Annotated in this window: 23 protein-coding genes and 1 riboswitch; of the genes, 16 read left to right on the plus strand and 7 right to left on the minus strand. The window is 70.8% G+C overall.

Annotation, left to right across the window (positions count from 1 at the left end):
* Nucleotides 1-6 precede the first annotated feature (6 nt).
* Nucleotides 7-117: riboswitch (SAM riboswitch) on the minus strand.
* A 401-nt stretch (nt 118-518) separates the two neighbouring features.
* The 5 genes from ACFUUZ_RS23680 (at nt 519) to ACFUUZ_RS23700 (ending at nt 6,045) form a co-directional block, all read left to right on the plus strand.
* Nucleotides 519-1,736, plus strand: a complete 1,218-nt coding sequence (locus ACFUUZ_RS23680) for an NADP-dependent isocitrate dehydrogenase (RefSeq protein ID WP_378699680.1) — start codon at nt 519-521, stop codon at nt 1,734-1,736.
* A 135-nt stretch (nt 1,737-1,871) separates the two neighbouring features.
* Complete coding sequence (locus ACFUUZ_RS23685; protein ID WP_378699682.1) at nt 1,872-3,086, plus strand: MFS transporter; 1,215 nt, start codon at nt 1,872-1,874, stop codon at nt 3,084-3,086.
* Between the two features lie 149 nt (nt 3,087-3,235).
* Nucleotides 3,236-3,868 carry a TetR/AcrR family transcriptional regulator gene (locus tag ACFUUZ_RS23690; protein WP_378699684.1) on the plus strand — a complete coding sequence of 211 codons (633 nt, stop codon included), beginning with the start codon at nt 3,236-3,238 and terminating at the stop codon, nt 3,866-3,868.
* A gap of 93 nt (nt 3,869-3,961) precedes the next feature.
* Nucleotides 3,962-5,194: an acyl-CoA dehydrogenase family protein gene (locus tag ACFUUZ_RS23695; RefSeq protein ID WP_378699686.1), complete on the plus strand. Its 1,233-nt coding sequence runs from the start codon at nt 3,962-3,964 to the stop codon at nt 5,192-5,194.
* An 11-nt stretch (nt 5,195-5,205) separates the two neighbouring features.
* Nucleotides 5,206-6,045, plus strand: a complete 840-nt coding sequence (locus ACFUUZ_RS23700) for an SDR family oxidoreductase (protein WP_378699688.1) — start codon at nt 5,206-5,208, stop codon at nt 6,043-6,045.
* Here the strand turns inward: ACFUUZ_RS23700 and ACFUUZ_RS23705 are convergent, their stop codons facing one another.
* A complete protein-coding gene (locus tag ACFUUZ_RS23705) occupies nt 6,046-7,170 on the minus strand; it encodes an alpha/beta fold hydrolase (RefSeq protein ID WP_378699691.1) in 1,125 nt (374 codons plus the stop codon). It lies immediately after the preceding gene.
* 174 nt (nt 7,171-7,344) lie between these two features.
* Between ACFUUZ_RS23705 and ACFUUZ_RS23710 the strand changes: the two genes are divergently transcribed.
* The gene (locus tag ACFUUZ_RS23710) at nt 7,345-8,181 is read left to right on the plus strand and encodes an exodeoxyribonuclease III (protein ID WP_378699693.1); all 837 of its coding nucleotides are present in this window, start codon (nt 7,345-7,347) and stop codon (nt 8,179-8,181) included.
* On the opposite strand, the gene ACFUUZ_RS23715 is transcribed toward ACFUUZ_RS23710, so the two are convergent.
* Nucleotides 8,178-8,408 (minus strand): hypothetical protein, encoded by a 231-nt coding sequence (locus ACFUUZ_RS23715; RefSeq protein ID WP_378699695.1) that lies wholly within the window; start codon nt 8,406-8,408, stop codon nt 8,178-8,180. The two genes, ACFUUZ_RS23710 and ACFUUZ_RS23715, sit on opposite strands and share 4 nt — an antisense overlap.
* 292 nt (nt 8,409-8,700) lie before the next feature.
* Here ACFUUZ_RS23715 and ACFUUZ_RS23720 point away from each other — a divergent pair, with 292 nt between their 5' ends.
* From ACFUUZ_RS23720 to ACFUUZ_RS23735, 4 genes are read left to right on the plus strand one after another with little or no spacing between them, the layout of a single operon-like run.
* Nucleotides 8,701-9,921, plus strand: coding sequence for a helix-turn-helix domain-containing protein (locus ACFUUZ_RS23720; RefSeq protein ID WP_378699698.1), 1,221 nt, complete (start codon nt 8,701-8,703; stop codon nt 9,919-9,921).
* Complete coding sequence (locus ACFUUZ_RS23725) at nt 9,921-10,394, plus strand: NUDIX domain-containing protein (RefSeq protein ID WP_378699699.1); 474 nt, start codon at nt 9,921-9,923, stop codon at nt 10,392-10,394. The genes ACFUUZ_RS23720 and ACFUUZ_RS23725 overlap by 1 nt, the downstream gene beginning before the upstream one ends.
* A gap of 32 nt (nt 10,395-10,426) precedes the next feature.
* Nucleotides 10,427-10,909, plus strand: a complete 483-nt coding sequence (locus ACFUUZ_RS23730; protein ID WP_378699754.1) for a ribonuclease domain-containing protein — start codon at nt 10,427-10,429, stop codon at nt 10,907-10,909.
* Nucleotides 10,909-11,358 carry a barstar family protein gene (locus ACFUUZ_RS23735; protein ID WP_378699701.1) on the plus strand — a complete coding sequence of 150 codons (450 nt, stop codon included), beginning with the start codon at nt 10,909-10,911 and terminating at the stop codon, nt 11,356-11,358. The genes ACFUUZ_RS23730 and ACFUUZ_RS23735 overlap by 1 nt, the downstream gene beginning before the upstream one ends.
* Here ACFUUZ_RS23735 and ACFUUZ_RS23740 read toward each other — a convergent pair.
* Nucleotides 11,348-11,986, minus strand: a complete 639-nt coding sequence (locus ACFUUZ_RS23740) for a TetR/AcrR family transcriptional regulator (RefSeq protein WP_378699703.1) — start codon at nt 11,984-11,986, stop codon at nt 11,348-11,350. The genes ACFUUZ_RS23735 and ACFUUZ_RS23740 overlap by 11 nt on opposite strands.
* A gap of 135 nt (nt 11,987-12,121) precedes the next feature.
* Here ACFUUZ_RS23740 and ACFUUZ_RS23745 point away from each other — a divergent pair, with 135 nt between their 5' ends.
* The 3 genes from ACFUUZ_RS23745 to yhjD are packed head-to-tail and all read left to right on the plus strand — an operon-like array spanning nt 12,122 to nt 15,107.
* On the plus strand, nt 12,122-13,006 hold the full coding sequence (locus tag ACFUUZ_RS23745; RefSeq protein ID WP_378699705.1) for an oxygenase MpaB family protein: 885 nt from the start codon (nt 12,122-12,124) through the stop codon (nt 13,004-13,006).
* A 22-nt stretch (nt 13,007-13,028) separates the two neighbouring features.
* Nucleotides 13,029-14,054 (plus strand): tryptophan--tRNA ligase, encoded by a 1,026-nt coding sequence (gene trpS, locus ACFUUZ_RS23750; protein WP_378699707.1) that lies wholly within the window; start codon nt 13,029-13,031, stop codon nt 14,052-14,054.
* A gap of 33 nt (nt 14,055-14,087) precedes the next feature.
* Complete coding sequence (yhjD, locus tag ACFUUZ_RS23755) at nt 14,088-15,107, plus strand: inner membrane protein YhjD (RefSeq protein WP_378699709.1); 1,020 nt, start codon at nt 14,088-14,090, stop codon at nt 15,105-15,107.
* On the opposite strand, the gene ACFUUZ_RS23760 is transcribed toward yhjD, so the two are convergent.
* The gene (locus ACFUUZ_RS23760; protein ID WP_378699711.1) at nt 15,108-16,391 is read right to left on the minus strand and encodes a D-alanyl-D-alanine carboxypeptidase family protein; all 1,284 of its coding nucleotides are present in this window, start codon (nt 16,389-16,391) and stop codon (nt 15,108-15,110) included.
* A gap of 81 nt (nt 16,392-16,472) precedes the next feature.
* Between ACFUUZ_RS23760 and ACFUUZ_RS23765 the strand changes: the two genes are divergently transcribed.
* On the plus strand, nt 16,473-17,069 hold the full coding sequence (locus tag ACFUUZ_RS23765; protein WP_378699713.1) for a TetR family transcriptional regulator: 597 nt from the start codon (nt 16,473-16,475) through the stop codon (nt 17,067-17,069).
* Here the strand turns inward: ACFUUZ_RS23765 and ACFUUZ_RS23770 are convergent.
* Nucleotides 17,058-17,954 (minus strand): phenylalanine 4-monooxygenase, encoded by an 897-nt coding sequence (locus ACFUUZ_RS23770; RefSeq protein ID WP_378699715.1) that lies wholly within the window; start codon nt 17,952-17,954, stop codon nt 17,058-17,060. The two genes, ACFUUZ_RS23765 and ACFUUZ_RS23770, sit on opposite strands and share 12 nt — an antisense overlap.
* A 157-nt stretch (nt 17,955-18,111) precedes the next feature.
* On the opposite strand from ACFUUZ_RS23770, the gene ACFUUZ_RS23775 reads away from it, so the two are divergent.
* Both ACFUUZ_RS23775 and ACFUUZ_RS23780 read left to right on the plus strand, forming a co-directional pair.
* A complete protein-coding gene (locus ACFUUZ_RS23775) occupies nt 18,112-18,315 on the plus strand; it encodes a type II toxin-antitoxin system VapB family antitoxin (protein WP_378699717.1) in 204 nt (67 codons plus the stop codon).
* A gap of 60 nt (nt 18,316-18,375) precedes the next feature.
* On the plus strand, nt 18,376-19,053 hold the full coding sequence (locus ACFUUZ_RS23780; protein WP_378699719.1) for a RadC family protein: 678 nt from the start codon (nt 18,376-18,378) through the stop codon (nt 19,051-19,053).
* 62 nt (nt 19,054-19,115) lie between these two features.
* On the opposite strand, the gene ACFUUZ_RS23785 is transcribed toward ACFUUZ_RS23780, so the two are convergent.
* On the minus strand, nt 19,116-19,889 hold the full coding sequence (locus ACFUUZ_RS23785; protein WP_378699721.1) for a succinate dehydrogenase iron-sulfur subunit: 774 nt from the start codon (nt 19,887-19,889) through the stop codon (nt 19,116-19,118).
* Nucleotides 19,889-21,658, minus strand: a complete 1,770-nt coding sequence (gene sdhA / locus ACFUUZ_RS23790; protein ID WP_378699723.1) for a succinate dehydrogenase flavoprotein subunit — start codon at nt 21,656-21,658, stop codon at nt 19,889-19,891. The genes ACFUUZ_RS23785 and sdhA overlap by 1 nt, the downstream gene beginning before the upstream one ends.
* Between the last annotated feature and the right edge of the window lie 5 nt (nt 21,659-21,663).

The following is a 21,663-nucleotide window of genomic DNA, read 5'->3' on the forward strand; positions in this document are numbered from 1 at the left end:
TCCAGGAGAGCGCGCTTGCTCCCGGCCGTCGGGAGCCGGGTCGTCACCCGGAGCACCCCGCCGCTGCTGGAGGGTTGCCGGCCAGCGAGCCGGGGCTTGGCGCTGGCACTCATGACCTGTTCGACATCGTAACCGGACCGAGGTCTGCCGATCGAACCCGTGTGCGGAGTTATCCACAGGTAGCCGCTGTGAATGCGCTCACAGCTGCTTCCTGTGGACTCTGAGCGGGTGGGTGCTGCGCCCCGGCGGGCTCTCGTCGTAGGCTCGAACCGTGAGCAAGGGGCGTGTCCTCGGTCACGCCGGACCTACTCGCGGGTAACGAGCCGGGGTCCCCGAAAGGGCGACCCTCGCCGTGCAATGCGAGGTCGGGCAGCAGTACGCTTGTCTTGTTTGCACCACAGGGTCTCGCCGACCAAGCGGGACATAGACGTTGTCTGTTGGACAGCTGGGGTCCGCTCACAAGCGTGTTCGCCTGGCCGTGCAATGAGGGCACACACCCTAGGAGGACACGAAGATCCATGTCCAAGATCAAGGTTGAAGGCACCGTCGTAGAGCTCGACGGCGACGAGATGACGCGGATCATCTGGCAGTTCATCAAGGACAAGCTGATCCACCCGTACCTCGACGTGAACCTCGAGTACTACGACCTCGGCATCGAGTACCGCGACAAGACCGACGACCAGGTCACCGTGGACGCGGCCGAGGCGATCAAGCGGCACGGCGTCGGTGTCAAGTGCGCCACGATCACGCCGGACGAGGCGCGGGTCGAGGAGTTCGGGCTGAAGAAGATGTGGCGGTCGCCGAACGGCACCATCCGCAACATCCTCGGCGGCACGATCTTCCGCGCGCCGATCATCATCTCCAACGTCCCGCGGCTGGTGCCGGGCTGGACCAAGCCGATCATCATCGGCCGCCACGCCTTCGGCGACCAGTACCGCGCCACCGACTTCAAGGTGTTCGAGGCGGGCACCGTCACCCTCACCTTCACCCCGGAGGACGGCGGCGAGCCGATCGTGCACGAGGTCGTGAAGATGCCGGAGGACGGCGGCGTCGTCATGGGCATGTACAACTTCAAGAAGTCCATCGAGGATTTCGCGCGGGCCTCGTTCAACTACGGCCTGCAGCAGAACTACCCGGTCTACATGTCGACCAAGAACACCATCCTCAAGGCCTACGACGGCATGTTCAAGGACACCTTCCAGGAGGTGTTCGACGCCGAGTTCAAGAGCCAGTTCGACGCCGCCGGGCTCACCTACGAGCACCGGCTGATCGACGACATGGTCGCCTCCTCCATGAAGTGGGAGGGCGGCTACGTCTGGGCCTGCAAGAACTACGACGGCGACGTGCAGTCCGACACCGTCGCGCAGGGCTTCGGCTCGCTCGGGCTGATGACCTCGGTGCTGCTCACCCCGGACGGCAAGACCTGTGAGGCCGAGGCCGCGCACGGCACCGTGACCAGGCACTTCCGCCAGCACCAGCAGGGCAAGCCGACCTCGACGAACCCGATCGCGTCGATCTTCGCCTGGACCCGTGGGCTGGAGCACCGCGGCAAGCTGGACAACACCCCCGAGGTGATCGGCTTCGCGCAGACGCTGGAGGACGTCGTCATCAAGACCGTCGAGGGCGGGCAGATGACCAAGGACCTGGCGGCGCTGGTCGGCGGCGACCAGGGCTACCTCAGCACCGAGGAGTTCCTCGGCGCGCTCGACGCCAACCTGGCGCGCGCGCTGCGCTGATCCCGGCTTCGAGACCCCTGTTCCGCCGACTGCGGAGCGGGGGTCTCCGCGTATCCGCGCATGGCCCGGAGGGGGTGGCCGATCTCACCCCGGGATCGGGAACCCCGCCGCGGTACCGCGGGGTTGCACGGAAGCGTGACTTCTACCGCTACCGCCGTCGAGACTCCGCGCACCAGCTGGCACCTGCCCGCCGTGCTCGCCATGGCGCTCGGCGGGTTCGGGATCGGGACCACCGAGTTCGTCGCCATGGGGCTGCTGCCCGACATCGCGGGCGCGCTGCGGATCTCCGAGCCGACCGCGGGGCACGCGATCTCCGCCTACGCGCTCGGCGTCGTGATCGGGGCGCCGCTGATCGCGGCCGCCTTCGCCCGGGTGGCGCGGAAGAAGCTGCTGGTCGGGTTGATGGTGGCGTTCACCGTCGGCAACCTGGCGACGGTGCTCGCGCCGAGCTACGGCGCGCTGATCGCGGCGCGCTTCGTCGCCGGGCTGCCGCACGGCGCCTACTTCGGCGTCGCCTCGCTGGCCGCCGCGACGCTGGCGCCCGCCGGGCAGCGGGCAAAGGCGGTGGCGGCGGTGATGCTGGGGCTCAGCGTGGCCAATGTGGTCGGCGTGCCCGCCGCCACCTGGCTCGGCCAGGCCTTCGGCTGGCGTTCGGCGTTCGTGGTGGTCGCGGTGATCGGGCTCGCCACCGTCGCGGCGCTGCTGCGCTTCGTTCCGCCGCTGACCGGGATCGTCACCACCAACCCGCTCACCGAGCTGGGCGCGCTGCGCAGGCCGCAGGTGCTGCTCACGCTGGCGGTCGGGGCGATCGGCTTCGGCGGCATGTTCGCGGTGTACACCTACGTGGCCACCACGCTCACCGACGTGGCCGGGCTCGGTTCCGCGCTGGTGCCGCTGGTGCTCGCGCTCTTCGGCGTCGGGATGGTGATCGGCAATATCGCCGGTGGTTTCCTGGCCGATCGCGGGGTTGACCGCTCGATCTTCCTCGGCATGGGTGCCATGGTGGTGATCCTGGCCGGGTTCGTGGCGGCGGCGCACAACCCCGTCACCGCGGCGGTCGGCGCGCTGCTGGTCGGCGCCTCCGGCGCCGCGCTCGCCCCCGGGCTGCAGACCCGGCTCATGGATGTCGCCGCCGACGCCCAGACGCTCGCCGCCGCCCTCAACCACGCCGCGCTGAACATCGCCAATGCGGCCGGTGCCTGGTTAGGAGGCCTGGTGATCGCCGCAGGTTACGGCTACACCGCCCCCGCGGCGGTCGGCGCAGCCCTCGCCGTGACCGGCGTCGTCCTCTTCACGGTCACCGTCGCCCTGGCCAAGCGCAATCCCGCGGCCGCACCCGGCCTCTCGTAAGACGCTGCCCCGCTGTCCGCGCGCTGCGTCGCGCCGCTCGCGCTGCGTCGCGCCGCTCGCGCTGTACCGTGCTGCCCGCGCGCTGTGCCGCGCTGCCCGCGCGATTCGTGCGCCACCGGTCCCGCGCACCTCGCGCGTAGACTCCGCTGATGGCCAGCAGTGTGACCCGCGGCCGCCGCACCCAGCACGAGCGCAGCAGCGCCATGCGTGAGCGGCTGCTCGACGCCACCGTCGACTGCCTGGTCGAGTACGGCTACGCGGGCACCACAACGCCGCGCATCGCCGCCAGGGCCGGGGTGACCCGCGGTGCCCAGGTGCACCACTTCGGCGCCAAGGCGGACCTGGTGGTCGCCGCCGTCCGGCACCTGGCGCAGCGCCGCTCCGAGGTCGCGGTCCGCGAACTGGATCGCGCGACCACCAGCGCCGACCCGCTCGGTGTCGCGCTCGAACTGCTCTGGGAGACGCACCAGGGCCCGCTCTTCGCCGCCTCCGCCGAGCTCTGGATCGCGGGCCGCACCGACCCGGTGCTCGCCGCCGCGCTGCGCGAGGCCGAGCCGGTCATCGACGAGATGGTCCTGGCCACCATCGCGCACCTGCTCCCCGCCGACCGCGACGCCCGCCCGCTCCGTGACCTCCTCTACACCGCCATGGACGTGCTGCGCGGCATCCTGGTCGCCGACTTCGTCGGCACCGACCCGGGACGAGCCCGCCGCCGCTGGCTCCGCGCCGTCACCGAATTGCGCCGCACGCTGCCGGAACAGCCCCCCGGCGCGCCGCGCTGACACCGGTTCCAGCGATCTCGCCCGCCCCCGCAGGCCCGGCGGTATGGTCACTTTCATACAAGCGTGCACGCATGTGCGCCGGGAGGAACAACGATGTTCGAGTGGTCCGAGACCGACCTGATGATCCGCGACGCGGTGCGCGGTTTCGTGGACAAGGAGATCCGGCCCAAGCTGGACGAGCTGGAGAGCGGTGAGCTGCCGCCGTACCCGGTGATCCGGAAGCTCTTCGCCCAGTTCGGCATCGACGCCATGTCCGACGAGGCGGTGCGCAAGTCGCTGGCCAGGGAGCGGGCGGGCGAGAGCAGCGCGGGCGCGGGCGAGGAGAACTCGCAGGACTCCATGATGGCGGTGCTCATCTCCGAGCTCTCCGGCGTGAGCCTGGGCCTGGTCAGCGCGCTCGGCGTGAGCCTCGGGCTGGGTGCGGCCACCATCAGGGCGCGCGGCACGCTGGCGCAGAAGGAGCGCTGGCTCGCCGATCTCATGACCATGCGCAAGGTCGCCTCCTGGGCGATCACCGAGCCGGACTCCGGCTCGGACGCCTTCGGCGGCATGCAGACCACGGTCCGCCGCGACGGCGACGACTACATCCTCAACGGCCAGAAGACCTTCATCACCAACGGTCCGTACGCCGACGTGGTCATCGTCTACGCCAAGCTGGACGACGGCACCACCGCCAAGCGCGACCGCAAGGTCCTCACCTTCGTGCTCGACTCCGGCATGCCCGGCTTCACCCAGGGCAAGCCGTTCAAGAAGATGGGGCTGCACGCCTCGCCCACCGGCCAGCTCTTCTTCGACGACGTCCGGCTCGGGAAGGACCGGTTGCTCGGCGAGACCGAGGAGCACCACAGCGGTGACGGCAGGGAGAGCGCCCGCTCCAGCTTCACCGCCGAGCGCGTCGGGGTGGCGTTCCAGGCGCTCGGCATCATCGAGGAGTGCCTGCGGCTCTCGGTCGACTACGCCAAGTCGCGCACGCTCTGGGGCCAGGAGATCGGCCGCTTCCAGCTCATCCAGCTCAAGCTGGCGAAGATGGAGGTGGCCAGGATCAACGTGCGCAACATGGTCTTCAGCACCCTGGAGCGCGGCCGGGCCGGGAAGCCGCCGAGCCTGGCCGAGGCCTCGGCGATGAAGCTGTACGCCTCGGAGGCGGCGACCGACGTGGCGATGGACGCGATCCAGCTGTTCGGCGGCAACGGGTACATGCAGGAGTACCGGGTGGAGCAGCTGGCGCGGGACGCCAAGTCGCTGATGATCTACGCGGGCAGCAATGAAATCCAGGTCACCCACATCGCCAAGGGGTTGCTCGCCGACTCCGCCACCAAGCGCTGAGAGGAACCGAGATGGCTACCGCAACCACCATCGCGGGCAAGGTCGTCGTCATCACCGGCGGCGCGCGCGGCATCGGCTTCGCCACCGCCAAGCACCTGCGTGACCAGGGTGCCCAGGTGGCGATCGGCGATATCGACGAGCCGAAGGTCAAGGAGGCGGGCGCCGACCTCGGGCTCGAGGTCTACGGCAGACTCGACGTCACCGACCCGGATTCGTTCGCCGCCTTCCTCGACCAGGTGGAGCGGCAGCTCGGCCCGGTGGACGTGCTGGTCAACAATGCCGGGATCATGCCCGCGGGCCGCTTCGACGAAGAACCCGACCGGGTGAGCCGCCGGATCATGGACATCAACGTGCACGGCGTGATCGTCGGCAGCAAGCTCGCTACCCAGCGCATGGCGCCGCGCGGCCGCGGCCACGTCATCAATATCGCCTCGCTGGCGGGCGAGGCGCCGACGCCCGGGCTGGCCACCTACTGCGCCAGCAAGGCGGCGGTACTCGCGCTCACCGACACGCTGCGCGCCGAGTACCGCGAGCAGGGCGTCGAGTTCTCCGCGGTGCTGCCGACCTTCACCAATACCGAGCTGGTGGCGGGCACCGCGGGCGCCAAGGGCATGAAGAACGCCGAGCCCGAGGACATCGCGGCCGCGGTGGCCGGGCTGATCGGCAAGCCGAAGCGGCGGGTCGCGGTCACCAAGCTGGCCGGGGCGCTGGTCGCCTCGCAGTACTTCCTGCCGACGAAGGTCAGCGAGTACCTGGCGCACGCCTTCGGCCTGGAGAAGGTCTTCCTCGACGATGTCGACACCGCCGCGCGCAGCGCCTACGAGCGCCGCGCGCGGGGCGAGGACGAATAGCTACAGCGCGCGCAGCCGGCTCCGGCTGGCGTAGACGTGCTCGGCGATGAGTGTGGCGATCCGGTCCGGCGCCTCCAGCATGGGGACGTGGCCGACGCCGTTGACCAGGATGCGGTCCGCGGAGTCGGGGAGTTCGGCCAGGTAGCGGCGGGCGTAGACGCGGTTCGGGATCACCCGGTCGTACTCCGCGAGCAGCAGCCGCACCGGGGTGGTGAGCGTGGAGAGGTCGGGCTGGGCGGGGTGCCGCACCCCGCCGAGCAGCATGGGAACCATGGCCGCGCACTGCAGGACGGCCTGCACGGCGGCGCTCGCATCCCGGTTCGCGACCCGGCCCGGGTGCTTGGCCAGCGCGTACCCGGCCAGCCTGCGCACGACCGGGTTGTCCATCGGCCGCACCCCGATCCTTTTCCCGGCCTCGGCGAACGGCACCAGCGCGAGGAACTTGAGCCCGACCCGGAACTGGGTGAGCGAGGGCGACGGCCAACCGCCGGCGGGGGCGATCAGCGTCAGGGTGCGGGCCCGGCCGCGGCGCGCCAGCTCGGCGCCGATCCAGCCGCCGAGCGAGTTGCCCGCGATATGGCAGGTGCGCCAGCCTTTCTCGTCCAGCATCTGCTCGACGTGGTCGGCCAGCTTCGCCACGTCGAGCGGGCCGTCGACCGGAGCGCCGCCCCAGTGACCGGGCAGCGCAGGGGCGAAGACCTCGCAGCGGGCCGCCATGCGCGCTGCCACCTGCTCCCAGCAGTGCGGGGAGAGCAGGAAGCCGTGCAGGAGCAGGAGCGGGTCGCCGGAGCCGAGGTGCAGTGCGGCGATCGGCTGCGGGCGGGTCGCCGTCGGGCGCTTCGGCTTCGGTGCGGGTTCGGGTGCCGGGCGCACCGGCAACTGGGTGACGCGTCGGGTGCCCGAAGGGCGGGTCAGCGGTTCCTCGCTCGGCCCACTGGCGGCGGGTTCCGCCGTGCCCTCCCGTGCCTCAGCGCGGCCGCCGGTGGGTGTCGGGAGCAGTTCGCCTGCGGCGGGGGCCAGGGGCTTGGCGTCCGGGACGGCCGCGTCGAGCGGCCCGACCCGGCGGCGGCGGACGAAGGGGGCGCGCGGGAAAGTGCGGCGGGAAGAACCGGTGTCGGACGACATCGTCGGCACCCCTTCCTGGGCGGTGACGGCGGTGTCGCGACGCCCGGGGGTCGTTCGCCGGGGCCGGTCGGCCCCGGGGTTGCGGAGCCCGCCGGTGCGGTGGGCTCCCGCGGACGCTCGGTGCCGGGTGTGGCGCCGGAAACGTACGTGTGACCAGCATTGTACGGTTTTTCGATGGCTGCGATCATCACAACCGTCAACGTCAACGGAGTTCGAGCGGCAACCGGCAAGGGGCTCCTGGAGTGGTTGGCCGCCACCGAGGCCGACATCGTCTGCCTACAGGAAACCAGGGCCACTGATGCCCAGACCCGCGCCGCGCTCGCTCCCGCGCTGCGGGACTGGCATCTGGCCAACGCCGAGCCGGGGGCCAAGGGCCGCGCCGGAGTCGCGATCCTCTCCCGGCAGGAGCCGTCGGCCGTCCGGATCGGTTTCGGCAGTGCCGAATTCGACGGATCCGGACGGTACATCGAAGCGGACTTCGACGGGTCCACCGTCGCCAGCGTTTACGTCCCCTCCGGTGACGCAGGCACCCCGCGCCAGGACGAGAAGTACCGCTTCCTCGCCGAGCTCGGCGCCCACCTGGGTGCTCGTACCGGCGCGATGGTGGTGGCGGGTGACTGGAACATCGCGCACACCGAGCGGGACCTGAAGGCGTGGAAAGCCAATCGCAAGTCCTCCGGGTTCCTCCCCGAGGAGCGCGCCTGGATCGACGAACTGCTCGCCAACGGGTGGGTGGACGTCGTGCGCGCCCTGCACCCTGACGTGGATGGGCCGTATTCCTGGTGGTCCTACCGCGGCCGCGCGTACGACAACGACACCGGCTGGCGCATCGACGCGCTCTACGCCACCGCGGATATCGCGGTGTCCGCGGAGTCCGCGCGAGTAGAGCGGGCGGCCACCTACGCCGAGCGGTGGTCCGATCATGCCCCCGTCACGGTCGGGTTCAGCGCGCTACCGGGGCTCACCGGTTCTCGGCCCAGCATGACCCTGGTGGACAGCCGCACTTCCTAGGTGATCAGGTACAGACGTTCGTTCGGTAGCCGGCGGAATCGCGCAGCGCAGTCGGTGTCCACCCACACCGCATCCACGTACCGGCGTTCCGCCTGCTCCTGCACGAAGATCAGTGCCGCAGTCAGGCAGGCGACGTAGTCCAGCGGTGTCCCGCCGAGCCGGATGCGCAGATGCACATCCGGCTCGTCCGGCGCCGGAGAGGGAGGCACCCTCTGTTCCTTGCTCACTTCTGGCCCCTGCCAGGTGCGGAGCGCGTCCGCGACGGCTTGCAGTGTCTCCGGTGAGGCGGCGCGGTGTTGTCGCTGCGTCCGAGGGAACGGAACACGTTGCGGCAAGGACTTTCTCATCAATTCCCCCTTCGTCGAGTGGTTCGCGCTCGACACCAGGGGCCGACACCGGTGCCGAGCGCTGGGGAAAGACGGTAGGAAGTCCGTGCGCCCGCGCTGGGTACATTTCCTACCCCCTACGCAGCGGATACCCTTGATACGAGGTGACGCCAGGCGGGAAGGTGATCCCACGATGACAACCGATGAACTCCCGATCGGGATGCGAATCAAACGGCTCCGGACCCGACGGGGCATGTCGCGGCCGGTGCTGGCCGGACTTCTCGGCAGGTCTGCCGAATGGGTCAAGGCCGTGGAGAACGGCCGCATCAAGACGCCTGCGCTGCCGATGCTGCTCCGCATCGCGCGGGCTCTGGAAATCGAGGACCTGGCCGAGCTGACTGGAGACGGTCATGCCGTCCCCGTCGGTATTTTCGCCGGCGAACGTCATGCGGCGCTGACCGACGTGCAATTGGCGCTCACCGATTACCGAATGCACAGCGCGCCACGACCAGAATCGGTGGGGCACCTGGCGGTACGCCTGAATCAGGCTTGGACAATTCGCCATTCCAGCCCGGACCACAGAACGCAATTGGGCGCACTGCTGCCCGGCCTGATCCGAGACGCGCAGGGCGCGGTCCGCTCCGGCGGACCAGACCGCCGAGCCGCGCGTCGGGTTCTGGCGGGCGTCTATCAACTGGCGGATTTCTACGTCGCCTATCAACCCGCTCCGGAGCTGGTCTGGCTCGTCGCCGACCGGGCCTTGAACGAGGGCTACGAATCCGACGACCCCTACGTCATCGCCTGTGGCGCCTGGGCGATGGTCCAGGCGCTGCGGGATTCCGGGCGCTGGGAGGAAGCGCTCGGCCTCGCCCGGACAGCGAGCGAGCGAATCGCTCCCTACCTCGATCGCGACAACACGTCGGACGATTGGCGCGGCATCACCGGCGCTTTGGCCGCCGAGCTCGCCTACGTCCACGCTCGCCGCGGTCGGCATGGTGAAGCCTGGGCGTACTGGGAGAAGGCAGATCGGACGGCCCGTGCGCTCGGCCCCGGATATCGGCACGTCCAGACCTCGTTCTCGGTGCCGGTCATGGCAGCGCACGCCACGACTCTCGGCGTGGAACTGCGGCGCTCGGGTGAAGCGCTGCGGGCTGCGAACAGCTTCGATGCCGACAGCATCGCGTCGGTGCCGCGACGATCCCGCCACTTCATCGAGGTGGCACGGGCGCATACGCACCGCGACGAACACGTGGCCGCCTTCGCGCTGCTGGACAAGGCGGCACAAACCGCGCCGGAGACGATTCGATACAACGGCTTCGCCCGGGAGATGCTGCACGGGCTGCGGAAGAATCCGCCATCGGGGATGCGCACCGATATCCGGCGTCTATGCGATGAAGTAGGTATCGCGGCGTAGTGGGCGCACGGCGTGATTACTACCGAGACCCGGACGCCCCCCTTCCGAACTCGCTGAAGCCGGGAGCTTCGGCACTGGTCACCGATGAGCGTGGACGCGTGCTGATGCAGCGTCGTGGCGATTCGGGTAACTGGTCGCTTCCCGGCGGGATTATGGAGTTGGGCGAGACTCTTGCAGATTGCGCTGTTCGGGAGACCCGTGAAGAAACCGGGCTCGCTATAACGATCACGGGCCTGCTCGGTATCTATACCGATCCCGAGCACGTCATCGTCCACGCGGATGGAGAGATCAGGCAAGAGTTCGCGGTGGTCTATTACGGCCGGGTGATCGGCGGGGAGATCTCGGTATCCGACGAGTCGACGGAAGTGAAGTTTTTCGGCCTCGAAGAACTGGATGCGCTGCCCGTGCACGATACTGTCCGGCTTCGACTGCGCCACCACGTCGAACAGGGGTCGGCTCCGTACCTGGGGTGACGATCGGTAGGTGACGTAAGTTCATCGTCATGATGAGCGGGCAGGGCACGGGACGCAGCGCCCTGACGAAGGTACTGATCGCGCTCGGCGGGTTGGTCGTCGTCGTCCTGGTCGGCCTGTTCGCGCGCGGCGGCGACGACCCCGGGAGCGCCGCACCGTCCGCGACCACGCAGTCGGCGAAGCCCGCGACCCCCTCGGCAGACCGGAATACGCCGATCACCGCGCAGGCGCCCGGTGTCCCGGCCCGCGCCTACGAGACCTTGGCGGAAATCGACGCGGGCCGCTGGCCGGACTCCGCCAACGCGCCCGGCACCAAGGGCGGCGAACGCTGGCAGAACAGGGAAGGCAACCTCCCGCGCACCGGCGCCGACGGCAGACCGGTCACCTACCAGGAGTGGGACGTCAACCCGAAGCAGCGCAACAGATCGCGCGACGCCGAGCGCATAGTCACCGGCAGCGACGGCACCGCCTGGTACACCGGCGACCACTACGCCACCTTCACGAGGATGCGCTGATGACCAGGCCGATCACGCTGGCAGGCTTCCTCGCCGCGGACGCACCGCTGGGCTCGCTCGCGGTCGACCCGGCCGAGTTCAGCGAGGTCCGCCACCGCGCGCCTGCCGGTTTCGTGGTGCGTGAACTGCGCGGCAGTCGGATGCGCACCGTGAAAGGCGTCTTCGACGAGTTCGCCGCCGCCCTCCAGTTCCCGTACTACTTCGGCGCGAACAAGGACGCCTTCGACGAGTGCCTGCGCGACCTGGACGAGAGCCTCGGCACGGCCGAGGGGTACCTGGCGGTCGTCAGGGATTCGGCGGAGCTGCTGGCCGAACAGCCCGCCGAGCGGGAGTGGTTCGCGGACGCCATGCGGGACGGCGCGGCGTACTGGGAGCGCAGGAACGTGCGCTTCCGGGTGGTGCTGCAGGGCGAGCCCGCCCCGGTGCGGGCGGTGCCGCTCACGTTCTGAAGCGCCGCGCCAGGTCCTCGCCGAGCAGCACGAACACCTCGGTGGTGTGCTCGATGAGCTGCTCCTTCGACATGGTCAGGTCGCCCTGCAGCCAGACCGTCAGGGTCTGCACGAGGCCGCCGACCAGGTAGGTGGCGCGGAAGTCGATGAGCGGGGCCGAGCTGGGGTCGGTGACGCCGTAGAAGTCGCCGCCCTGCGCCGCCACCAGCCGGGCGAAGGCGCGCACGGTGGCATTGGTGCGGGCGCGCAGCTCCGGGGTGGCCATGCCCGCGATGAGCGCGACCTCGGCCTTGCGCGGGTCGTCGGTGAGCAGGTGGATGCCCGCGGCGATGGCGGCCTGCGCCTTGGCGCCCGGCTCGTCGGGGGCGGTGCGCAGCGCGTTCAGGATGGCGGCCGCGAGCTCCTCGGCGATGCTGTCGATCAGCGCGGTGAGCACCGCGTCCCTGCTGTCGAAGCTCTCGTAGTAGTACCGCTCGTTCAGCCCGGCCGCGGTGCACAGCCCGGAGACCGTGAGCTTGCCGAGGCCGTGCGTCCCCACGATCTCCAGCGCCGCTGTGAGCAGGGCCGATCGCCGCTGCGCCCGCCGCTCGTCGGCGGAGACGCCGCCGTAGGTTCGCTGGGCCGTCACGGTCTCGATTCTGACACGGCCGTGTTCCGGCTCCCTGCGCTTGCCCCGCGCCGCAATCTGGGGGATCATCTTGCCAGATGCCACGAACGGAAGGCGGCACCCCCGATTAGCACCGGATACTTCGCGGAGAGCTCCATGGCCAGGCGGGTCATGCGCAAGCGCATCGTCGGGCTGACCTACGGGCAGCGCGCGCTCGTCGTCGGCGCGGTGAACCCGCTGCTCTACGTCGGCACCGCGGAGAACACCGCGCACCGCGCCACCCCCTACACCCGGCTCGCGCTCACCGGCAGGCTCTTCGAGGCGGTCTTCCTCGGCACCAGGGACGAGGCCGACCGGGCGCTGGCCTACACCGCGCGCAGGCACGCCCCGGTCCGCGGCGCGCTCCCCGAGGACGCGGGCGCGCACCACCCGGCGGGCACCGCCTACTCCGCGAACGACCCGCACCTCATGTTCCTGACCATGGCCTTCACCTTCGACTCCGCCGAGGTCATGTACGACCTGCTGGTGCACCGGCTCACCGACGGCGAGCGCGAGGGGCTCTACCAGGACTACGTGCGCTGGGGCGAGCTCTTCGGCATGCCGCGCAGCGCCGCGCCCGCGAGCTACCGCGGCTTCCGCGCGTACTTCGACGGCTACCTCGCCTCGGACCAGCTCTTCCTCACCGAGGAGGCGAAGCTGGTCGGCTCCTACCTGGCCGGGCAGCGGGTGCCGTACCCGCAGCGGCCGCCGCTGCAGCAGCTCACCTCCGGCTTCTTCCTGATGGTGCAGGGCAGCCTGCCGCCGCGCATCAGGGAGATGTACGGCATGCGCTGGGGGCTGCGCGAGGAGGCGGGGTACCGGGCGCTGGTGCGGGCCGCGCGCGCCGCGCACCTGCGGCCGCCGCTGCTGCCCCCGGTGCTGCGCACCACCCTGGCCGGGCCGAGCGCGCCGATGTACAAGCTGGTGTCGAAGCGCGAGCAGCAGCTGGTGCGCACCGGAAGGCCGAGCATGCCGGGGGTGGACACCCGCAATTCCGCTTGATGCGCCGTGCGAAGATCGGGGCATGTCCAGTCCAGCGCAGCCCGGCGAGCGCAAGCAGCGCGTGCTCTCCGGAATCCAGCCGACCAGCTCCTCGTTCCACCTCGGCAACTACCTGGGCGCGCTGCAGTACTGGGTCACCATGCAGGACGACTACGACGCCCTGTACTTCATCCCTGACCTGCACGCCATCACCGTCGCCCAGGACCCGAAGGAGCTGCGCAAGCGCACCCGCGGCGCGGCCGCGCAGCTGCTCGCCATCGGCATCGACCCGGCCAAGTCGACGCTCTTCGTGCAGAGCCAGGTGCCCGAGCACGCCGAGCTCTCCTGGGTGCTGAGCTGCATCACCGGTTTCGGCGAGGCGAGCCGGATGACCCAGTTCAAGGACAAGTCGGTCAAGCAGGGCGCGGACAACACCACCGTCGGGCTCTTCACCTACCCGGTGCTCATGGCCGCAGACATCCTGCTCTACCGCCCGCACCAGGTCCCGGTCGGCGAGGACCAGCGCCAGCACCTGGAGCTGACCCGGAATCTCGCGCAGCGCTTCAACACCCGCTTCAAGAAGACCTTCGTGGTGCCGGAGGCGCACATCGTCAAGGGCACCGCCAAGATCTACGACCTGCAGGACCCGACGGCCAAGATGAGCAAGTCGGCCTCGACCGACGCCGGGCTGATCAACCTGCTCGACGACCCGAAGGTGACGGCGAAGAAGATCCGCTCCGCGGTCACCGACACCGAGCGCGAGATCCGCTTCGACCCGGAGGCGAAGCCGGGCGTCAGCAACCTGCTGGTGATCCTGAGCTCGCTCTCCGGGACCCCGATCGAGACCCTCGACAAGGACTACGCGGGCAAGGGTTACGGCGATCTGAAAGCCGACGTCGCGGCGGTGCTGGTGGACTTCGTCACCCCGCTGCGCGCCCGGGTGGACGAGTACCTGAGCGATCAGGGCGAACTCGACCGCATCATCGCCGCGGGCGCCGAGCGGGCGCGCGAGATCGCGGGCAACACGCTCGCGCAGGTTTACGATCGGGTCGGTCTGCTCACTCGATGAGTGGGCGCGGGGGCCGGACCGAGGGGCGAGACCATGCAGTCGATCGACGACACCAAGGCAGGCATCGAGCGGCGCATCCAGGCTCGGCCGTGGCTGGACCACCTGGTCCGGGCCGGTGGCCGCTACCAGCGGCAGCGCGGTGACTACTACGCCGCAGGCATCACCTACTTCACCGTGCTCTCGCTCTTCCCGCTGCTCATGGTGGCCTTCGCGGCCGCCGGGTTCGTGCTCGCGGGCAACCCCGAGCTGCTCGCCGAGGTGCAGCAGAAGGTCATCGAGAACATCCCCGGCTCGATGGGCGACCAACTCAACGACCTGATCGACCAGGCCATTCGGTCCAGGAGCACGGTCGGCGTGCTCGGCCTGCTCACCGGCGTCTACACCGGGCTCGGCTGGATGTCGAACCTGCGCGCCGCGCTCACCGAGCAGTGGGACCAGAAGACCGAGGAGGGGAACTGGTTCGTCACCAAGCTCTCCGACTTCGTCGCGCTGGTCGGGCTCGGGCTGGCCATGGTGGTCTCGCTCGGGCTCTCCGGGCTGGCCTCCAGCGGGCTGGGGGAGCGGCTGCTGGAGTTCTTCAAGCTCTCCGAGCTGCCCGGCGCGCGGTTCCTGCTCGTGCTGATCGGCATCCTGCTCGGCTCGCTCGCCTCGCTGGCGGTCTTCTGCTGGATCATCGCCCGGCTGCCGCGCGAGCCGGTCACGCTGAAGAGCGCGGTGAAGGCGGCTGCGCTGGCCGCGGTGGTCTTCGAGGTGTTCAAGCTGGGTGCCTCGTTCTACCTGCAGACGGTGCTGAGCAGCCCGGCCGGGGCGACCTTCGGCTCGATCATCGGGCTCATGGTGTTCAGCTACATCACCTACCGGATCGTGCTCTTCGCGACAGCGTGGGCGGCGACCGCGCGGGAGAACGAGCGCGAGGCGGTGATCCCCGCGCCCGCGCCCGCGATCATCGAGCCGCGGGTCGGGCCCGCCGGGACCACGGCCGCGGCCGGTGCCGCCTGGTTCGGCGCCGGTGCCCTTGCCGCGCTTGGCCTTTCGCTGCTGCGCAAGCGGTGATCAGCGCCTGCGTCGGTTGACCCCGCGCGCGGCGACGAGCAGCGCGAGCACGACGAAGACGCCTGCGGCGACGAAGAAGAGCCGGGCGCGCTCGCGGGCGTCGCTGCTCGGCCCCGACCGGTCCGTCCCGGTGCCGACGGGCGGCGCGGCCAGGGTGGGCGCTCCCGGCGCGGGCGCCTCCGCCGCTTCGGCGGGCAGCAACCCGACCCCGGTGCCCGCCCGCACGGCGAACCCGTAGTCCAGCAGCCGCGCCGCCTGCTCCCACGGCCGCAGCGGCCGCACATCCGCCTTGAGCAGCGTCACCACCAGCCTGCGGCCGTCGCGCGCGGCGCCCGCGACGAAGGTCTGCCTGGCGTCGTCGGTGAAGCCGGTCTTGCCGCCGAGCGCGCCCTCGTAGTTGTAGAGCAGGTGGTTGTCGTTGCCGATCACGAAGCCGGGGTGGTCGGTGTCGCCGGGGATCCGCGGGTCCGGCGGGAAGCCGGGGAAATCGATCTGCTCGGTGCGGATGAACTCGGCGAACCGCGGCTCCGACATGGCCTCGCGGAAGAGCACCGCCAGGTCGTAGGCGGAGGTGCTCATGCCGGGTCCGTCCAGCCCGGACGGGGTCGCGGCCCTGGTGTCCAGCGCCCGCAGCTCGCGGGCCAGCTCGTTCATCTTGGCGACCGTCACCGGGTCGCCGCCGAGCTGGGCGGAGAGCGCGTGCGCGGCGTCGTTCCCGGACGCCATCACCAGCGCCTGCAGCAGCTGCCGGTTGCTGTAGCGCCCGCCCGGCCCGATCCCGACCCTGGTCCCCTCCACGTCGGCGTCCGCGGCGGTGCCGGTGACCACGGTGTCCAGCTTCAGCGCGCGCAGCGCGACGGTGGCGAGCAGCACCTTGATGGTGCTCGCTGGCCGGTACCGGCCGTGCGGGTCCTTGGCGGCCAGCACCTCGCCGGTGTCGAGGTCGGCGACGAGCCAGGCGGTGGCGGAGATGTCGGCGGGCACGGGTTTGGCCGAATCGGGCAGCACCACACCGCATTCCGCCATCCGGCTGCCGCCGATCGGCGGGTTCGGCACCGGCAGCGGCCCGGGTGCGCGCTCGCCGGGCGCAGGCACCTCGGAGAGGTCGACCGGGGCGGGCGGGCTGGTCCGCTGGGCGCAGTCGCCGGTGTCCGGCGTGCTGAACGGGGTGGTGGTCGGCGGTTCGGCGGGCTGGGCGAGAGCCGGTGCGGCCCCGGCGCCCGCGAGCAGGGCGGCGGTGGCCAGCACCGCGGCGACCGCGCGCCACGGGTCGCGAGTGTTCATCACGGAGAAGGGTATCGGGGTCTGGACAGCGCGGCGGAAGCGGTGGACACGCCGCGCCGCCGATCCGTCAGAATCGGGGGCATGGCCGATGACGTCGCGGGGCGCGGACTGCGCGAGCGCAAGAAGGAGCGCACCCGCCGCACCATCCGCGAGCGGGCCTTCTCGCTGTTCCGGGCGCAGGGGTACGCGGCGACGACGGTGGAGCAGATCGCGGCCGCCGCCGCGGTCTCGCCGAGCACCTTCTTCCGCTACTTCCCCGCCAAGGAGCAGCTGGTCCTCGCCGACCACCTGGCGGCCCCGCTGATCGCCGAGTTCCGTGCGCAGCCGCCGGAGTGCAGCCCGCTCGCGGCGCTGCGGGCGGCCGTGCGAGCGGTGTTGCGCACGCTGTCCCCGGCGGAGCTCGCCTTCGAGCGGGAGCGCCATGACCTGCTCTACCGGACCCCCGAGCTGCGCTCGGCCATCGCGCTGGAGATCGAGCGTGGGGTCGACATGCTGACCGGGCTGTTCGCCGAGCGGCTGGGCCGCGACCCCGCCGACCGGGAGGTCAGGGTGCTGGCGGGCGCGTTCGTCGGCGCCGCGCTCGTCACCGTGCTCGGCAGGCCGCTGGACTGGCGGGCGTTGGACTCGGCCATGGCCCAGCTGGAGGACGGCCTGCGGCTCGGCCGGTCAGGCGGGTAGCCGCCCGTCCCTGGCGCAGCGGGCCGGGGTGTCGTCGTCCATGCCGGTGAAGAAGGCGCCGAGCACCTCCTCCACCTCGGTGAACGAGCGGGCGCAGTAGAGCACCGGCTGGTAGTGCGCGATGTCGTAGACCGCGGTGCCCATGGCGGCCACGTCCAGCGGGCGCAGCGCGGCCGCGCGGAACTCCTCGATCTCGCCGTACGAGGAGAGCAGCCCGGCGCCGTAGCAGCGGAGCTCGCCGCGCTCCCGGAGCACCCCGAACTCCAGCGAGAACCAGAAGACGTCGGCCAGGAACTTCAGCGCGGCGTCGGTGCGCAGCCTGCGCGCCGCCGCGCCCACCGCGACGTACAGCGCGGCCAGCCGCGCGCTGGCCAGCTGGGTGCCGTGCCCGACGATCTCGTGCACGGCGTCCGGTTCCGGGGTGTAGAGCGGGGCGCTGTGGTGCCGCAGGTACTGGGTGGCGTGGAAGGTCCGGTCCGCGAAGGCGCCGAAGAACTGCCGCAGCGGAACCAGCCCGGCCGCGGGCGCGTAGCGGAACCCGCTCAGCGGCGCCAGCGCGGCCGAGACCTGGTCCAGCTGCGGCACCCGGTCGGCGGGCAGCCCGAACTCCGCGGCCGCGCGCCGGATCTCGGCGCAGGCGTAGCGCCGGTGCTTGCGCGCGAGTTCGGCCGCGACGGTGCGCCAGACGGCGTGCTCGCGCTCGGTGTAGGCCACCCGCGGCGCAGGCTCGCCCGGCGCGTGCGCCAGCGCCAGTGCCGCGATCGCGCCGCGGCGGGCGCGGTACTCGGGGTCGCGCGCACCGGGGTGGTCGGCGCTCAGCCGGACGCTGACCGCGCCGTCGCCGTCGCGGGTCACCGGCGAGTAGAGCTGCGCTTCGGTGAACATGCCCCGATGCAAGCACCGCGGGGCCGGGCACGGCAACGGCCGCCGCCGCAGCTGTACACACTGCTCAGTTGGGAACACCGCGGTACGTGATTCGGGCCGAAGCTCTCGCTTCGACGGCTCGCATGACGCAAGATGGCGAATGTATTGAGGAGGACGCATGCGAACTGTGCGGATCGATCTGGACCAGCGGCTGTTGGCCGACGCCGCCGCCATCATGGGCACGTCGAGCAGCAACGCCACCGTCAACGAGGCGCTGCGCCGGATCGTCGTGCACGAGCGGCAGCTGCGGCAGCTCGAGCGGCTGACCGCGGACCGGCTCGCCGCGCTGCCACCGCGCGAGCCGGTCGTGCTCGACGGCTGACCGGTCTGTCGGTACCCCCTGGCATCATGGCGCACCTGCACCGTGCATGGAGGGGGTTCGATGTCGGTACCGTTGGCCGGTCTACCCGGCGATCAGCGTCCACGGGAGCGGCTGCTCGCGCTCGGGGCGCACGCGCTCACCGACGGTGAGCTGCTGGCGCTGCTGCTGCGCGAGGGCAACCGCGGCATCGGCGTGGTCGAGCTCGCGCTCGCCCTGCTCGCCGAGTACGGCGGGCCCGCCGGGCTGGCCGCCGCCCGCCCCGAGGAGCTGGCCAGACGCACCGGCATGGGCGTCGCCAAGGCGTCGACGGTGGTCGCCGCGTTCCACCTCGCCGCGCGGGCCCGCGGCGCCGCCCCCGGCCGGGTGCTCGCGGGCGCGGCCGACGTGGCCGCGGTGGCGGCCCCGCTCTTCACCGGGGCCAGGGTGGAGTGGCTGCTGGTCCTGGTCTGCGATGCCAGGCACCGGCTGCGGCACCGGGTCTTCGTCGCGCAGGGCGCGCTGGACGAGGTCGCGGTGCCGGTGCGGGAGATCCTGAATACCGTGCTCAGGCACGACGGCCGCGCCTTCGCCGTCGTGCACAACCACCCGTCCGGTGATCCGTCCCCCAGCTACGACGACCGGCGCGCCAGCACCGTGCTCGGCGCCGCCGCGAACACCGTCGGGCTGCGCTTCCTCGGCCACGTGGTGCTCGCCGGCGAGCGCTGGTCCCGCGCGGATCCGCTGCCGGACGGCTGGTGAGACGGCGACGGCCGCTCTCGCGCCGGTGGCGAGAGCGGCCGTCGCCGCGGAGTGCTCCGGGCTCAGCGGGCGAAGAGCAGGGCCCGCTTGACCTCCTGGATCGCCTTGGTCACCTCGATGCCGCGGGGGCAGGCGTCGGTGCAGTTGAAGGTGGTGCGGCAGCGCCACACGCCCTCGACGTCGTTCAGGATGTCCAGCCGCTCGCGCGCGCCCTCGTCCCGGCTGTCGAAGATGAAGCGGTGCGCGTTCACGATCGCGGCCGGGCCGAAGTAGCTGCCGTCGTGCCAGTACACCGGGCACGAGGTGGTGCAGCAGGCACAGAGGATGCACTTGGTGGTGTCGTCGAACCTGGCGCGGTCGGCCTGGCTCTGGATCCGCTCGCGGGTCGGCTCGTTGCCCGAGGTCATCAGGTACGGCTTGACCGCGCGGAAGGCGTCGAAGAACGGCTCCATGTCCACCACGAGGTCCTTCTCCACGGGCAGGCCGCGGATCGGCTCGACGGAGACGGTGATGCTCTTGCCGTCCTTGGGCAGCATGTCCTTCATCAGGACCTTGCAGGCCAGCCGGTTCACCCCGTTGATCCGCATCGCGTCGGAGCCGCAGACCCCGTGCGCGCAGGAGCGGCGGAAGGTGAGCGTGCCGTCCAGGTAGGACTTGATGTAGGTGAGCACGTTCAGGAACCGGTCGGTGGAGAGGACAGGCACCTGGAACGACTCCCAGTGCGCGCCGAGGTCGTTCTCCGGGTTGAACCGCGCCACCTTGACGGTGATCATGACCGAGCCCTCCGGCACCGGTGCCGGGTTCGACGGCGTCGTCTTCTCGAGTACGGCAGTCATCAGTACTTACGCTCCATCGGCTCGTAGCGGGTCTGCACGACCGGCTTGAAGTCGAGGCGGATGTCCGAGAGCAGCTCCGCGCCCTCCTTGTACGCCATCGTGTGCCGCATGAAGTTGACGTCGTCGCGGTCCGGGTAGTCCTCGCGGGCGTGCCCGCCGCGCGACTCCTTGCGGTTCAGCGCGCCGACCACGGTGACCTCGGCCAGCTCGAGCAGGAAGCCGAGCTCGACCGCCTCCAGCAGGTCGCTGTTGTAGCGCTTGCCCTTGTCCTGCACGGTGATCCGCGCGTAGCGCTCCTTGAGCGCGTGGATGTCGGTGAGCGCCTGCTTCAGCGTGTCCTCGGTGCGGAACACCGACGCGTTGTTGTCCATCGACCGCTGCAGCTCGGTCCGGATGTCGGCCACCCGCTCGTTGCCGTGGTCGGAGAGGATCAGCGCCAGCCAGTCCTGCACCATGGCGGCCGGGTTCTCCGGCAGCTCGACGAACTCCGAGCGCTCGGCGTACTCGGCGGCGGCGATCCCCGCGCGCCTGCCGAAGACGTTGATGTCGAGCAGCGAGTTGGTGCCGAGCCGGTTGGCGCCGTGCACCGAGACGCAGGCGCACTCGCCCGCGGCGTACAGCCCCGGCACCACGTTCTCGTTGTCCCGCAGCACCTCGCCGCGGATCCGGGTCGGGATGCCGCCCATCACGTAGTGGCAGGTCGGGAAGACCGGGACCAGCTCCTTCACCGGATCGACGCCCAGGTAGGTGCGGGAGAACTCGGTGATGTCGGGCAGCTTCTCCTCGAGCACGTCCTCGCCGAGGTGGGTCACGTCGATGTAGACGTAGTCCTTGTTCGGCCCGGCGCCGCGGCCCTCCAGCACCTCGAGCACCATCGAGCGGGCGACGATGTCGCGCGGCGCGAGGTCCTTGATGGTGGGGGCGTAGCGCTCCATGAACCGCTCACCGTCGGCGTTGCGCAGGATGCCGCCCTCGCCGCGGACCGCCTCGGAGATGAGGATGCCGAGCCCGGCCAGCCCCGTCGGGTGGAACTGGTGGAACTCCATGTCCTCCAGCGGCAGCCCCTTGCGGAACACGATCGCCATGCCGTCGCCGGTCAGCGTGTGCGCGTTCGAGGTGGTCTTGTACATCCGGCCGGAGCCGCCGGTCGCGAAGATGATCGACTTGGCGTGGAAGACGTGCAGGTCGCCGGTGGCCAGCTCGTAGGCGACGATGCCGGTGGCGACCGGGCCGCGGTCGGTCTCGGTGAGCACCAGGTCGAGCGCGTAGAACTCGTTGAAGAACTCCACGTCGTGCTTGACGCAGTTCTGGTACAGCGTCTGCAGGATCATGTGGCCGGTGCGGTCCGCGGCGTAGCAGGCGCGGCGCACCGGCGCCTTGCCGTGGTCGCGCGTGTGCCCGCCGAAGCGGCGCTGGTCGATCCGGCCCTCCGGCGTCCGGTTGAACGGCAGCCCCATCTTCTCCAGGTCGAGCACCGCGTCGATGGCCTCCTTGGCCATGATCTCGGCGGCGTCCTGGTCGACGATGTAGTCACCACCCTTGACGGTGTCGAAGGTGTGCCACTCCCAGTTGTCTTCTTCGACGTTGGCCAGCGCCGCGCACATGCCGCCCTGGGCCGCGCCGGTGTGGCTGCGGGTCGGGTACAGCTTGGTCAGGACGGCGGTCCTGGCCCGCGGCCCCGCCTCGATCGCCGCGCGCATGCCCGCGCCGCCCGCGCCGACGATCAGTACGTCGTAGCGGTGCTCTTGAACAGGACGAATGTCTGTCATCGAGG

Origin of the sequence: Nocardia sp. NPDC057353, from assembly GCF_042667085.1 — a bacterium.
Taxonomy (GTDB): Bacteria; Actinomycetota; Actinomycetes; order Mycobacteriales; family Mycobacteriaceae; genus Nocardia.

Bases quoted from the DNA above. Each gene is read 5' to 3' on its own strand.
- ACFUUZ_RS23745 (WP_378699705.1), top strand. From the start codon at position 12,122: ATGGCCAGGCGGGTCATGCGCAAGCGCATCGTCGGGCTGACCTACGGG.
- ACFUUZ_RS23720 (WP_378699698.1), top strand. From the start codon at position 8,701: ATGACAACCGATGAACTCCCGATCGGGATGCGAATCAAACGGCTCCGG.
- ACFUUZ_RS23785 (WP_378699721.1), bottom strand. From the start codon at position 19,889: ATGACTGCCGTACTCGAGAAGACGACGCCGTCGAACCCGGCACCGGTG.
- ACFUUZ_RS23730 (WP_378699754.1), top strand. From the start codon at position 10,427: ATGAGCGGGCAGGGCACGGGACGCAGCGCCCTGACGAAGGTACTGATC.
- ACFUUZ_RS23765 (WP_378699713.1), top strand. From the start codon at position 16,473: ATGGCCGATGACGTCGCGGGGCGCGGACTGCGCGAGCGCAAGAAGGAG.
- ACFUUZ_RS23775 (WP_378699717.1), top strand. From the start codon at position 18,112: ATGCGAACTGTGCGGATCGATCTGGACCAGCGGCTGTTGGCCGACGCC.
- ACFUUZ_RS23780 (WP_378699719.1), top strand. From the start codon at position 18,376: ATGTCGGTACCGTTGGCCGGTCTACCCGGCGATCAGCGTCCACGGGAG.
- ACFUUZ_RS23735 (WP_378699701.1), top strand. From the start codon at position 10,909: ATGACCAGGCCGATCACGCTGGCAGGCTTCCTCGCCGCGGACGCACCG.
- ACFUUZ_RS23700 (WP_378699688.1), top strand. From the start codon at position 5,206: ATGGCTACCGCAACCACCATCGCGGGCAAGGTCGTCGTCATCACCGGC.
- ACFUUZ_RS23680 (WP_378699680.1), top strand. From the start codon at position 519: ATGTCCAAGATCAAGGTTGAAGGCACCGTCGTAGAGCTCGACGGCGAC.
- ACFUUZ_RS23695 (WP_378699686.1), top strand. From the start codon at position 3,962: ATGTTCGAGTGGTCCGAGACCGACCTGATGATCCGCGACGCGGTGCGC.
- trpS (WP_378699707.1), top strand. From the start codon at position 13,029: ATGTCCAGTCCAGCGCAGCCCGGCGAGCGCAAGCAGCGCGTGCTCTCC.
- ACFUUZ_RS23710 (WP_378699693.1), top strand. From the start codon at position 7,345: ATGGCTGCGATCATCACAACCGTCAACGTCAACGGAGTTCGAGCGGCA.
- sdhA (WP_378699723.1), bottom strand. From the start codon at position 21,658: ATGACAGACATTCGTCCTGTTCAAGAGCACCGCTACGACGTACTGATC.
- ACFUUZ_RS23760 (WP_378699711.1), bottom strand. From the start codon at position 16,391: ATGAACACTCGCGACCCGTGGCGCGCGGTCGCCGCGGTGCTGGCCACC.
- yhjD (WP_378699709.1), top strand. From the start codon at position 14,088: ATGCAGTCGATCGACGACACCAAGGCAGGCATCGAGCGGCGCATCCAG.
- ACFUUZ_RS23690 (WP_378699684.1), top strand. From the start codon at position 3,236: ATGGCCAGCAGTGTGACCCGCGGCCGCCGCACCCAGCACGAGCGCAGC.
- ACFUUZ_RS23705 (WP_378699691.1), bottom strand. From the start codon at position 7,170: ATGTCGTCCGACACCGGTTCTTCCCGCCGCACTTTCCCGCGCGCCCCC.
- ACFUUZ_RS23770 (WP_378699715.1), bottom strand. From the start codon at position 17,954: ATGTTCACCGAAGCGCAGCTCTACTCGCCGGTGACCCGCGACGGCGAC.